The organism is Kordia algicida OT-1, from assembly GCF_000154725.1.
In the GTDB taxonomy this organism is placed as follows: domain Bacteria; phylum Bacteroidota; class Bacteroidia; order Flavobacteriales; family Flavobacteriaceae; genus Kordia; species Kordia algicida.
Map to the genome: position 1 here is coordinate 4482008 of NZ_DS544873.1, position 13345 is coordinate 4495352.

The 13345-nt window shown below is 30.4% G+C and carries 13 protein-coding genes; 7 read left to right on the forward strand and 6 right to left on the reverse strand.

Annotated features, from left to right (window positions below; all coding sequences use genetic code 11):
* Nucleotides 1-390 precede the first annotated feature (390 nt).
* Both KAOT1_RS19120 and KAOT1_RS19125 read left to right on the forward strand, forming a co-directional pair.
* Nucleotides 391-789 carry a hypothetical protein gene (locus tag KAOT1_RS19120; protein WP_007096546.1) on the forward strand — a complete coding sequence of 133 codons (399 nt, stop codon included), beginning with the start codon at nt 391-393 and terminating at the stop codon, nt 787-789.
* Nucleotides 790-925: 136 nt separating this feature from the next.
* The gene (locus KAOT1_RS19125; protein ID WP_007096547.1) at nt 926-1360 is read left to right on the forward strand and encodes a JAB domain-containing protein; all 435 of its coding nucleotides are present in this window, start codon (nt 926-928) and stop codon (nt 1358-1360) included.
* A gap of 202 nt (nt 1361-1562) precedes the next feature.
* Here KAOT1_RS19125 and KAOT1_RS19130 read toward each other — a convergent pair whose 3' ends face one another.
* Nucleotides 1563-1820 (reverse strand): helix-turn-helix domain-containing protein, encoded by a 258-nt coding sequence (locus KAOT1_RS19130; protein ID WP_238528715.1) that lies wholly within the window; start codon nt 1818-1820, stop codon nt 1563-1565.
* A gap of 83 nt (nt 1821-1903) precedes the next feature.
* On the opposite strand from KAOT1_RS19130, the gene KAOT1_RS19135 reads away from it, so the two are divergent.
* Genes KAOT1_RS19135 through KAOT1_RS19150 form a run of 4 tightly spaced genes read left to right on the forward strand, consistent with a single transcriptional unit; the run spans nt 1904 to nt 3907 of the window.
* Nucleotides 1904-2311, forward strand: coding sequence for a hypothetical protein (locus KAOT1_RS19135; RefSeq protein WP_007096549.1), 408 nt, complete (start codon nt 1904-1906; stop codon nt 2309-2311).
* Nucleotides 2311-2736: a hypothetical protein gene (locus KAOT1_RS19140; RefSeq protein WP_007096550.1), complete on the forward strand. Its 426-nt coding sequence runs from the start codon at nt 2311-2313 to the stop codon at nt 2734-2736. Before KAOT1_RS19135 ends, KAOT1_RS19140 begins: the two co-directional genes overlap by 1 nt.
* A 3-nt stretch (nt 2737-2739) precedes the next feature.
* Nucleotides 2740-3507, forward strand: coding sequence for a hypothetical protein (locus tag KAOT1_RS19145; RefSeq protein ID WP_007096551.1), 768 nt, complete (start codon nt 2740-2742; stop codon nt 3505-3507).
* Between the two features lie 52 nt (nt 3508-3559).
* Nucleotides 3560-3907, forward strand: coding sequence for a hypothetical protein (locus KAOT1_RS19150; RefSeq protein WP_040559711.1), 348 nt, complete (start codon nt 3560-3562; stop codon nt 3905-3907).
* Nucleotides 3908-4183: 276 nt separating this feature from the next.
* On the opposite strand, the gene KAOT1_RS19155 is transcribed toward KAOT1_RS19150, so the two are convergent.
* Together KAOT1_RS19155 and KAOT1_RS19160 are read right to left on the reverse strand one after the other, a co-directional pair.
* Nucleotides 4184-7219, reverse strand: a complete 3036-nt coding sequence (locus tag KAOT1_RS19155) for a DEAD/DEAH box helicase (RefSeq protein ID WP_007096553.1) — start codon at nt 7217-7219, stop codon at nt 4184-4186.
* Nucleotides 7220-7305: 86 nt separating this feature from the next.
* A complete protein-coding gene (locus tag KAOT1_RS19160) occupies nt 7306-10515 on the reverse strand; it encodes an AsmA-like C-terminal region-containing protein (RefSeq protein ID WP_007096554.1) in 3210 nt (1069 codons plus the stop codon).
* A 323-nt stretch (nt 10516-10838) separates the two neighbouring features.
* On the opposite strand from KAOT1_RS19160, the gene KAOT1_RS22155 reads away from it, so the two are divergent.
* Nucleotides 10839-11570, forward strand: coding sequence for a hypothetical protein (locus KAOT1_RS22155; protein WP_007096555.1), 732 nt, complete (start codon nt 10839-10841; stop codon nt 11568-11570).
* A 66-nt stretch (nt 11571-11636) separates the two neighbouring features.
* Here the strand turns inward: KAOT1_RS22155 and KAOT1_RS19170 are convergent, their stop codons facing one another.
* The 3 genes from KAOT1_RS19170 to KAOT1_RS19180 form a co-directional block, all read right to left on the reverse strand.
* Complete coding sequence (locus KAOT1_RS19170; RefSeq protein ID WP_007096556.1) at nt 11637-12095, reverse strand: ferritin-like domain-containing protein; 459 nt, start codon at nt 12093-12095, stop codon at nt 11637-11639.
* A gap of 33 nt (nt 12096-12128) precedes the next feature.
* A complete protein-coding gene (locus KAOT1_RS19175; protein ID WP_007096557.1) occupies nt 12129-12578 on the reverse strand; it encodes a hemerythrin domain-containing protein in 450 nt (149 codons plus the stop codon).
* Between the two features lie 92 nt (nt 12579-12670).
* Nucleotides 12671-13249, reverse strand: a complete 579-nt coding sequence (locus KAOT1_RS19180; RefSeq protein ID WP_007096558.1) for a hypothetical protein — start codon at nt 13247-13249, stop codon at nt 12671-12673.
* Nucleotides 13250-13345: the final 96 nt, after the last annotated feature.

A 13345-nucleotide genomic window follows, 5' to 3' on the forward strand; every position in this document is an offset into this window, starting at 1 on the left:
ACCTTGAGAAATACCCATAGCTTATCTAGGTTTAACAGACTCCCCACCCCAATCTGACACAGAGTTATTTTTTCGAGGCAGTATATATAAAGTTGATTTGTAAGGACTTTTTTCTTTGTTACACTTTGTTAGCATCAACAAATCATCATACTAATCTGTAGACTGCATTTCTAACTAGAACATTTAAGATATTTATTGAGTTTAGAATGTAAACCACCCCCTCACTCAAGCTCTGCACAACACAGACTAAATACCCTCACCAATTTGTGCAGATGAATCCCATTTGTACCTGATAGTATTTTAATAGTATTTCATTCAAGGTGATAGTTGTAATGATATTCTATTAGAATAGTTAGTTAGGTTATTTCACAACTCAAAAATTTATTTATTATGGTTAGAATCATAGGTTACAAACAAAGAGAAAAAGAAGATGGAAATCCATTCTTTATTTTAGAATTACAAGGTGGTGTAGAGATGTTGATGTCAAAAGAGACCAATCAATACTATGCTACAGCAAAAAAAGCATTTGTGACTAGCACATTTGATGAGCCTACTTGCAAAGCTTTAATAGGAACTGAAATGCCAGGTACTATTGTAAAGAAAGAAGTTGAGCCTTACACTTATATTGTAAGGGAAACAGGAGAGGAATTGGTGTTAACTCATAGATGGGTATTTGTGCCAGAATCTAAAGAGGAAAGTAAACAAAATGAAGTTATAGACCAACTTATGGCAGATACTTCTGCATTCTCTCAAAATGGAGTTTCACAATTAGCTGAACAAGCTATTTAATTTTTATATCTGTCCCATTTTGACTTCTCACTATATAGGTGTCAGGTCATTTTGGGACAGATTTTAATTTTTCGTGATTTGGTAATTCTACCATATAGGTATTATACCAGATTACGAGTTTTTAAAATCCAATCTTATGAAAGTACGAGAAATAGAAGTGTCTTATTCCAATCAAGGAAATAAGAAGGTTACTGTAAAAAATAGTGAGACTGTGTTTGAAGTTGCTTTAGCTCATTGGGATAAGAATATCATAGAATATCAAGAAGAAGTGAAGTTAATGCTACTCAATAGAGCTAATGTAATATTGGGTATTTATGATTTATCTAAAGGTGGAGTGGCTAGTTGCAGTGTTGATTTAAAAATCATATTGAGTATTGCTTTAAAAGGTCATGCATCTTCTATTGTGTTACTTCATAATCACCCATCAGGGAAGTTAGAACCAAGTAATAATGATAAGATTATAACTAAAAAACTAAAGAAAGCTTGTAGTTACTTAGATTTGGTATTATTAGACCATTTAATCATTACAAAGAACTCTTTTTACAGTTTTAATGACAACAATATCTTGTAAATATTGCTGTGTGTGTAAGTGTAAGAATGCAGTTAAAATAGGCTCATTTTATAGTTTAGCTAGTTAATGCAGATATAATATTATAGCCAAAATGTAAATGTATTGAGTAAATATTTATGTTCTGTAAGACTGCATTTGTTGAATATTCAATTATTCTAGCAAAATGAGACAAAAAACTGCTCTAACTAACTAATAGCTAAAATTAGTTTTCAAATACCTCTATATCTAGTAAGTCAGCAATATTGACATCAAGAGCTTTTGCAATTCTGAATAAAGTAAAGACTGTGGTATTTATGCGTCCACTTTCTATCCTTGACACATTAGAAGTGTCAAATCTACCATCAATTCTACTAGCTAAATCAACTTGAGTTAAGTTTTTACTTTCTCTTATTTCTTTGATTTTAACACCTAGATTGTGACGAGTTTTTTTTCTTAATTTATTTATTTCAGAATCTTTCAATATGCCATATATGAATATATTCAAAGAGACTGATTATATTTGCTTTAGTTTATGCCATAAGTGGCATAATTCAATTTAATCATATGGATATTTGTATTAATGAATTAATAATAGATGAATTTCAGCCTTTGTCCTTAAGTAAAATAAAAGATATGGGGAAGATAGATTTTGAAGGAAGAGAGTTCAATCTATACCATCTAATTCTTGGAACATTTGAGAAAATTTTTATTGATGGATTACAGGTTAATCACTTTGAAATATTTACTCGAGAAGATAAATTAGTAAGATACCTTATTAATTTTGATGAGTTTAATATCAATGATGTATTTGCACGTCTACTTGTTTATTTTCCAGATGCAGAAGTTCTTACTAATAATGATGATAAGTGTATTTTAAAGGATATAAATTCATTAATTGAAATCAATAAGAAATACGATTCAGGATATATGGTAAAAGTTTCCAGCCTGTCAAATTTTTATAGTATGATATAATGAACTTTATAAACAATATCCCATACAAGCTAGGTTCTTTTTTTGAAGAAAATAACATAGACCTAGAGCTTCGAAAGGAGTTTAATGCTACCAAACTATATAGTAGTTATAGATATTCTGAAATACATCTATTTGGTAAAACATTTGAGTCAGTTTGTTATTTATGGTTTATGGATAATAAGCTAGTAAATATAGAGTATAGGTTTCATAAGAAGCATATGCAATTATTTATAAACTCAATAAATGAAGAGCTTCCCAAAAACAATCCATTAGATAAAGACCCTTTTGTAAAGGAGTACCAATACTATGTTTTTCAAGATGGTGTAGCCATACATATTATCAACCTAGACAGGAATTTCTTTTTATTAAGAGTTTCAAATATGCCTAGTTTACCACGAATTAAAAAACAACTTAATCAACAATAATTTATGAAATCAATTTTAAAATTTAGTCTTTTAATATTATCAATAGCTCTAGTTAGTTCATGTAGTTCTGATGATAGTGATAACAACCAAAATGAAATACAAACAGAGTTATTAGGGAAATGGCTTTTTGAAAACCCTAATAATAATCCAACTGTAAACAACTCTTTTACATTTACTTCTAGTGGAAGTGTAACTTATTCGTATTGGACTGGTTCTGGGAATAATTATGATAATGAAACAGGAACTTATAGTTTTAATGGAGATGTTATGACAATGGATTTTCCAGAGAATGTTAATTTAACATATGTACAAAAGGTAGTATTTCTTGGGGAAAATGTAGTAGAGTTTCAATCTACAGGAGTATCTGGAGAAAATGCATATGAAGGAGATTATTTTAGAGATGGAGCAAGTGATTATAATACTATTCCTACTTTAAAAGAATATCAACTAAGATTTACAGGTCAAAGCTCATCTAGCCAACAATACCCTATAAATATTGAGTATTATAGTGATGATGAAAATGGTCAAACTTCTACTGAAATAGTAAATTCACAAACAAATACAGATGTAATTCAGTCTATTAATTTAGAAAGTGTAGATAAAATTGGATTTAAATATGATGTGTCAGGATATGAAGACACTGTTGTAGATTTTGTAGAAATTAAAGATGTAGAATCTAATACAGTAATTTTTACTATTAGTTCTTTGAGTATTGAAGATAATCAAACTTTCACTTATGATATATCTGATGATAGCTATACTATTCAATAACTACAAACATTAATTTTAAATTAGCCACTTATTTTTAATAAGTGGTTTTTTAATGCACAATCTTATGGAAATAAACAAATTGCCATTTAAAATTGGGATGCATTATGAAAATTGGGAGTTAGACTTAATTGTAGAAGAATTATGCAGTCAATATGAACTGTATAGATATGTAAAAGGAGATATAGTCACATTTAAAAATTATGAAGTAACAGATATTTTCCTGTATTTTAGTTTTGATGTATTATTTCAAGTAGAGCTTTTTATGGAGCAAGGTGATTTACCTTTTGTAGAATTTCATGAAGTAGAAAATGGACTATCTATAGGAGCAGTTAAATTGCCTGAATCTGGACTAATTCAACTAACCTATAATCAGGATAAAATTTGGAGAGATATGCTGTAAAAGGCATATAAATAGGCATACATTTTTTAGTAAAGATTATAATGTATTGATTTTTATGCCTGAAGTGTCACTGGTTCGAGTCCAGTTCCCGCTACTAAGCAAAGCTTCACAGAAATGTGGAGCTTTTTTTGTTTCAATTGATACAGATTTTAGGTTTTTGGAAAAATCAAGACTAAGCGAAGTCCAATTATTTTCTGACTCAACTCACTTATTCCTTTCCTTTATTAGACTGTATGATAAAAAGTCAAGATGAGTTCATTGATTAATACGCATTTTTTACCTTGTTGAATCGTAATTATCGAATAATGTTTTTTGATAAATATCTCCTTTAAATTTATTTATCAATTCTCTGATAAATTCATAATGTTTCACATATTGATTCGGGATAAATAGTAATTTGATTCCTTTAGCTTTTAAAAGCTCCATTTTTATTTGGTCAGATTTGATAGTACTTTTTCTTGAATAATGTTCACTACCATTTAATTCAAATACAATTTTAGGAACATTGCCTTCATAAAGTACTCCGTCAAATTCCTTTTTATTTACCAATCTGTTGTTCTTTTCTTCTGAAAATAAATCAATAATCTTAACATTTCTTTTAAATTTACTACCTCTTACAGTACAATAGTGATTCATAGTTTGGTAAAATTCATTCTCAAACCTTGAATCATTTGAGAAACCAATGGTAAATTTATTTACGATACTCTGTGAAACACTTGTAGAACCGTTCTTTGCCACATAATCGATCAAAGCATATAAATCGTCATCCTTTTTTGATAGTATATCAATTGCTTTTTTGTCTGTTACAACAATCAGATTTTCTTTTGCTCTTGTAACTCCAACATTTATCAATTGACTATTATTCTTTATCCAATCGTATGTTTTAGAAGATGTATTTCTTGAAATCGCAGTAGATATGATGATCGTATTATTTTCTTGACCTTGCACTTTGTGAATCGTTCCGCAATGAACAGAAGCATCTATTTTCCCTTCACTTTTTGCAACCTTTAAATAATAGTTTATTGTTTCTTCTTGATTTCTAAATGGTGTAATAATGAATACATCTTTTAAATTATTTTCTTTTATATAAGCTACAATTGCTTTGGCTTCTTCTATTTGCGAGTTTTTATCTTTATGATTTACGTTGTTTACATCTATTAATTTAATCTCTCCTTGTGTTTTAATGGCTTCGAGATTCAGTCTGCTCTCATAAAACCTCATATTGGAATAATTGATGATCTTTTTACCGCATCTATAATGATAACTCAGTAGTATATTTCTTGAAATATTATCTATGCTCTTGTAGGCAGAAAGAATTGAATTATTAAAGTAATCATGATGCTTGTCAACTCGAAATTTTCTCATCAACTGCTCATTGCGTGTTTCTTCAAAAATCACAATAGGTTTTAGCTGATTGGTGTCACCAATTAAAACCATATTAGTACATTTTGAAATAGGAATTAAACTTGTGGCAATATCACATTGCCCAGCTTCATCAATTGCTAGTAAGTCAAATTTAAATTTTCTTCCCAACCTACGGCATGAGATGTTGGTTGTTAGAATAATAGGAAATATTTTTGTAAACCGTTCAAGGTTTTCATCGTCTGCGATCCAATTATTGAAACTTTTAATTTGTTCTTCTTCATTTTCTAAATACAGTATTTCAATCAGATCACTGTATTTTTTGGTTTTTAAACGCTTAATGTATCTTAAACATTCAAAATAAAAGAATTGCAATAGTTGATAGTTATCTTTTATAACCTCAAATATCCCTTTTACATTATCATCTGTTGTTTCAGGAATTTCTTTTAATCGATTTTCAAGTTTATTCTTTTCTTGCTCCAGTAAGTAATAACTACCTTTTGACAATAAACTATTAACAAAATCTAGGTTTTGTTCCAAATCAATTTTTTCCTCATAATTTTTCAGTTTTTCAAGAAGTATTTTATTCTTTATTCTTGATTTTTCTTTTAAATTAAACAGTAGTTTTTCTTTAGGAACGTCTCTCGTTTCAAATTCATAAAGTTCTTTTATCTTTCTTAAAGCCTTGGCCACCAATTTATTATTTCCAAGTCTGATAATAGGAAATAAAATCTCTTTATTTTTGTATTTACCTAAAAATAACTTGTCTTTGATTCCATCAATTGGAATATTATTATTTGAGGAAATCAGTAAAGTTTTGTTATTAGTCAAACAATTCACTACAATATTTAAGATGGTTTGAGTTTTACCAGTGCCTGGCGGACCTTGTACATAAGTTATAGGAAACTTTAATGAATTATAAATTGTTCGGAGTTGATCGATATTGATATTATTGTCATAAAGAACGATATGAGGTTCTTTTCTGTTTTTTCTGTCAAGTAAGGAAAAGTTTTGAAAAAATGCTCTTAAAGGTGGATTCATTTCTCCTCTTGAGTACTGCGTGTTGATTTCTTCATAAATGCTAGAAATGTCAATTTGTGCATATCCTAAAACAACAATTTCTGGACGAGTATTGGGCAATTCTCCCGATTTGAAGTTGCTTCTTAACAATTCTATTGCAGCATTCTTATCTTCAAGATACAAAGCTTCAAAATCAGCAGGAATCATATCTGTATAATAAGACAATGAATGTTTGATATTTTCGATATAGAAATTTGTATTGAAGTGTAATTTGTTTCCAATTTGTAGCGTCTTTTCTACAGGATCAAATGTGAGTTTTCTATACGCAACAACAAATTTACCTCTAGATTGTAAGTCTATAGAAAATTCACAAATAGCGAGTTTATAATTATGAAAATGACTAAATTCTTTTTCCTTTTCGTCTTCATCTCCACTTTTACTTTTTTTATTATAAATTTTCTTTAGAATTTGTTCATGCTGTATGTCTGATAGCTGATATGGGTTTTCTTCAATAAGTTCCTTTACTTCAAGCTCTTGGATGAGGTATTTTTTAAATAAAAAAGGATCGGAATTTGCTTTGTAACATTCCAAATAATAATTAAGGACGTTATTGTCAAATTTGTCAAACTCATACTTTTCTAAGCTACTATCTTCATCGAGCTTTATTATAAGTTCATCGGAAACATTATAATGAGAGAATTTCAAAATCTCTGCAGAAAGAATGCCTGAAATAAAAATCTTTGCATCTAGAATCGGTTCGTCTTTTGTAACATTAAACATATTTACAAAAAGTTCACCCTTTGCATTTATGTCTAAAATAGCAATCCAAAATCGTTTTTTATCACCATTCTTATTTTTGTAACTTATGCTTAGGTATTTACCTTCTCGAATAGCTTTACCTATAAGTGCTGTGATATTTTTTTCTGACATAGATTAAAAACACTTCTATTTCTGTTATTTTTTAAAAATACAAATTTTCTCACAAAGTCAAGGAGTTTCTATTCCAGCTACGAAAGTTATTTCCTTTTTCTTTTTTTCTTCTTCTTGCCCAATGAAATTTTATAATTATTGATGTTTCCTTTAACTTTTAGGTTTACATACCAAATTCTTTTGTTAGGATCTGCTTCTACAATCTCATCTTCTTGATCTTTAGCAGTGATGCTATCTTTTTTACGTCCAAATAATTTATACCAACCAGCTTTTCTAACGGTCTTCCAAGGAATGCGTAAATAATAATCGATATTTTGATCTTTATCATGCGTGCCCGATAATTCCATATGTCCTAATGTAGATTCAATTGTCATAGCAGGAATATGAATTTTCCCTTTCTTTATATCCAAACTATTTTGTAATGTGTCAAACCGAATGTTTCGAAGATTTTTGTTTCCCATATAATCCGAAAGTGCGAGCATCGGATCGTAATTTTTCAAGCGTCCATTCAATACTTTTACGTCCATTTCTATGGTCGATTGATCTAAATCAGGCACCAAATCGGGATATACTCTAATTTTTCCCTTAATTCTCGAAGTGAGTTTTCCCTGTAAATTTTCTGAAACCAAATGATCTTGTCCAAAATTCTCGAACTTAAAAAGCAATTTATCCAAATCAACTTTTTCCATTACCAAATCGGGTTGCATATAAATATGCTTTGGATCGCTCCCATTAAAATATCCGCTGAGTCGAATATTTCCTCCAGCCGCATTCATCTGTAACGTATCAACATAAATATAATGTTCAGGTGTCGTTCTTAAATCTGCTTTTATCTTTTGCAGATCTATTCTATGATATATAAAATGGTCAATTTCTGCTTTAAATCGCATATCCGTAAATGGCAATTCATATATGTTAAAAGCTTCTGCGTGTTCTGTGACATCGGCAGTTTTTGAAGTTGCAATTGTTGCTGGTTTTGGCGGATTTAAATCAAAATTGAACAGCGCATCAAAGTCGATATAATTTGCTTTTACTGCCAAATAATTATCTCGTTTCTTTATTTGTGGATTGTCGCCAACATAATAATTTAAATCAAAATTGAAATTGGTAGTTCCTATTTCCCCGTGAAAATCTTTTATTACTACATGTTCGTCTTCGTAATGAATCTTTCCTTTAAAATCATGAAAACGAAGCGGATGCAACTTCATCTTTGTGTTCAACTTATCTAAAGCTAAATCGATGGAATGCAAAGATGAATCTTTGTAATACATGCTAGAAGTGAAATGTAGCGCCAAATTGTCAAATTCTTCATGTCTGTATTCTTCTGGAACATAATTTTCGCCTTTGTATGAAAAAATATCTTCCAATTTTAGTTTTTTAGAAGTAAGATTGATGTCTAAATCTACATCACCATTCAACTCGGGTTGCATCCAAAAAGCATAATCATGTATGTGTCCGTTAACATGAAAATCACTATCATCTATAAATCCTGTAAAATCGACAAGTTGCAAATCTAAACTATCAATCAACACATCAGCATGAAAATCATGGAGTTTGTGCGGATAATGTTTTAAATCAGCGGATAAACTATCAATGAAAAATTCTCCTTTCGGTAAATATTTAGACTCTGTAAAATCTTTTGCTGAAGCTTTAAAGGAAAGTCCCAAACTCAGTGCTTTTATTTCTTCGTCAAAACCAGTCTGAATCGTGTCTTGTGTTGAAAAATTGGTCAGTTGTGCAATGTCTAAATTATTAGAAGAAATATCCAAATGTACATCTACAGGAACATCAGTATGATGTACAATGGCAGGTAAATCTGATAGAAAACCAGTTATGGACAGATCTGTATTTCCCATAGATAAATCAAATCGTTTCAGTGTTGCTTCCTTACCATTCATTACCAAATCTACATTTAAGGTGTCTAAAGGCGCAGGAAGATTTTTAGCATCTAAACTCAAGTCTCTTACTCTCAACTCTGCATAATATGCCTGATTGAGTTTTTGCAGTGCCTTTTCGGGCTTATCAATATCAACAATATCATGAAAATTCATTTTTAATGATACTTCTCCAGAAACACCTTGTACCTGTTTTAGTTCAAAAAAATCTACAATAAAATCCAGATTGAAATCAGAGGTTACTTCCATTTCAACTTCTGGAGACTTAAAATTCTTGACAAATAGTGAACCTTTAAACTTTCCTTTCTCCAAAGAGGCGGTCATATCGGTAAGTGATAACTCCATGGTATCGGTATCTCTGTTGGCTCCGTTGCTAAAATGCCCTTTAAAGCCCATATTATCAATCTTTTTTCTTCTTGCAGGATTTTCTAAAAAGGCTTCTGTAGCTCCAAATTCAGCATTAATAGCAGGTCTATTTCCTTTATTTGAAGGTCCTTTTATGGTTGCATTAAAATAGATGTCACCAGAGTTGTTATATTTTTCTAAATAGGGAATTACGTCAGACGGAGCAAAAGCAATTAGCATGTCAAAATTAGGCTTTGTTCCTTGTATAAAAAGATTAAGATCTACATCGTTCTTTGTGTCGATAGTACCTTTTAGCTCAAAATCAGCATTTCGCATTTTAACACCTGAAGGTTGTATCTCAAGAATTCCTGTGTGTTGATTAAATTCAACATCTGTATGAATCTCAAAATGCTTTTTTTTCATAAAATCAGGAACAATAGCTTCAGAGATTACGTTTAATTCAAAATCGGTGTCAATATGTCCCGCAATGATACTGTCTTTCTGACTAAAGCCACCTGTACCAGTATATATAAACTTTTCGACATCTGTATTGGTGGCTTCATCTAAGGTGTGAATGTCTAGATTTTTTAGTTTGATCTTTTTCAGATGAATATTCGTCGTAGGAGTTTCTGTATCGGAAGTACTCGCTAAGGAATTTTGAATATTTGTAGTATTATTTTCGTGAATAACAATATTAAAAACACCATCTTCAACGATTAATGATTGAATATCATATTTTCCTTCTACAATGTCCCAAAAGTTAAAACCGACATAAATATCTTCTACATCCATAATAACAGGCGCATTGTCTTCTTTTGTTTCAAAAATTTGAAAATCATATACCTTTACAGAAATATAGGGGAAGTTGCCAAAAAGAGACAATTCGCTGTCGCCAATAGTTACACGACCTTTGTGTTCTTTGTTTAATTTTTCAATTTCGCCTTTTATGATGTCAGATTGATTACTTTGAATGTATAGTATTAAACCTCCTAATACCAAAATTGGAACTAAAATTAGTCCTAGTAAAATTCGTTTCCATAATTTTTTAATCTTCAAAGTAGTAGTATGTTAGAATTAGAAAAAGTACTTGCCTTTAAAAGTAACGAATTCGTATGAAAAAACCTTATTTAGTTTTAAATCAGCTGTGTTTGGTAATTAGAACTTTTAAAATTCGTTCTCTCAAAAAATAAATTTATGAAGTTGATTTATGAAAAAAGAAATGACAGGTATTAAAAATTAACTCCTATAATTTACGGTTATATATGAGTCGTAAGAAGCCAAATTAGAGTACATTTGCAGCCGTAAAACTAGAATGGAAAGGAATTGTTTAAAACCTTTCGTTTATAAATTTTAGCGTAAAAAGTAACATACAGTAAAGCATGACTGAGGAAAATATAACAAAGATAAATGAAGTAATAACGCAGTATTTTGAAAGAAATACTACAACTGATTGGATTCCTGTAAAGAAAATAATGCCTGCGTTGGTAGAAGCTGGTGTTTTTACAAAAGATGTGAAAAAAGGTTTGCCTTTACGAAAAGTACTTCGAAAGTTAGATGCAGCATCGCAACTTGACAAAATACCTTCCGTTCATGCAGAACGAAAAAAGGAAAATACGTATTGGTATTTGGTAAGAGCTGGAAAAGAATATTCGCCAAAAGAGGAAATTCCTGAAATTTCAAAAAAAGAACAACGTTTACTAGATATCAAAAATAGCGACGAAAATTACCTTTTGGATTTAAGTGATGAATTATTAAACAAAAAAGCATCACGCAAGCATACATTTGACACGTTGGTAGGAAATCTTCATAAAAGAGGAAAAGGACGCACAAAACTGCCGTTAGATGCGTATTATCAGGATTTAAAATTGGTAATTGAGTTCTTTCAGAAAGAAAAAGATTTCGAAGACTTAGACGAAAAAGAACAAGCGCGTATCACACAAATAAAATATTACGACAGACTCAAAAAAGAAGCGGTTATCAATAAAAGATTTCGGTATATGAAAATCAATTACGCTCAATTTGAATGTGATGAAAACGAGAAATTAATTCGAAATACAGAAAATGACATCGTCGTCTTAAAAGAAATTTTGAAAGATTTTATAGACGATTAAAAAGGCTCAGAACAAAAAAAACCGAAGCGTCATGCTTCGGTTTTTTTAGATATGATATTTACAGTATTATGATAAGTCTTCTAATACTTGAATATTCTTTAATTCGTGATTAATTACAGATCTTTGCTTATTTAACACAGTCTGCATTCCTTGTGGAATATGAGGCTCATTTTCTTTGCTCAATACTTCATTATATTCTTCTAAAGCAGCTTTTTCTCCTGTAATGGCAGCTTCTAACATTGCTTCATCATTGTCTGATGAGAACCATGATTTTACATCCATCCAAGTTCTGTGTGCAGATCCTGTAACGCTTCCACCTTTTTCTGGCTTCTGATCAATTTTAGATAACTCTGCTTTAATCTCGTGTCCAAAATTGTAACGCTCTTGTGCTCTACGCTCAAAAAAGTTTTTCAATTCAGTAGATTTTGCGTTTTCAGCAGCTTTCTTATAACCCTTTTCAGCGTCATACGTTTTCTCTAATAATCCGTTTAATTTGTTTCCTAATTCTTCATTATAATTGTACATAATTTTTTCTTTTTTAATGTTAATAAATAATTTTTATTTTGCCACTCCGTTGCGACAATCTTCCATAAAATCTACATATTTGGTGGCTAAACTATTTTTCTGTTCTTCAGATAAAACTTTACCTGCTAACTGGAAAAAAGTATGTTCTTCATCCTCTAAGTGATGTTCAACTTTATATTGTAGATCTTTGGCATATTTAAGCCAAGCAGAAGAATCGCGTTCTGTTTCTTCTAATTTTTCAACCAACTCATCAATTTCGTGATGTTCCGCAATTCCATGACGTGCATGTTCTTGCATCATGTCATCACTAATAAGTGGTTTGTAAAAGTGTCGTTCTTCAGCATCTTCATGAATTTTTAATTCGTGTTTTAATGCTTCAAACACTTGATCTCTCCGTTTGCTATCGCCAGAAGTATCAATTAACTCATCTAGCAATTTACGTTGTATATCGTGATCTTTTCTAATAGCTTCAAAAATTTTCATAGCAATTTTTACTTTAGATAACTTCTCTAAAGGCAGAAGCTATCGAATTTATTTTCTTTTCTTTTTCTCTTTTTTTTGTAATATTTTCAGAATTAATCTGAATAAATTTCAGTGTAGCCTTCTAATTTAGCTTTCATATCATCTTCGTTCTTAAAGTACTTATAAGCATTATTAAAAACTCTGTTTGGACGTTCTCCAACGATGTAATGTTTTACATTCAAATCTGGCGCGTTCAACGTAATTTGATCTGAAATTCTTAATTTCTTATCTCCTAAAGTAGTTTCTCCTTTTTCAAGTTCCGATACTACAATTAAGTTATTTTTACTAGCATATACTTTCTTGATTTCAAGTTCATGTTCTGTTCCATCAATCTCAGCTTCTACCATAATAGTACGTTCTTCCTTATCTCCAAATTCATCTGGCATATCTACATCTACATAAGGTACTTCTACTTCAACTTCTTCCATCACTACAACTACCTTTGGGACTTCGACAGTTTTCGTTCTGGTTCCTACATCAATATCAGCCCATTCTACGTCAAATTCAGGTAATTGTCCTTCTTCAACTGAGACATCTACATCTGGTAATTCTGTTTCTTTAGTTTGTTTAACATCACAACTTGTGGCAAACAATAATGACAATGCTGTCATTGATAATAGTAACTTCTTCATATCTATTGGTTTTTTTATTTTTAGTTATTTATTTAGTCTAGCGCTGACTTGTTGATACAAATGTATTTAATGTAAAGCGTAGCCATTGCCGTAAAA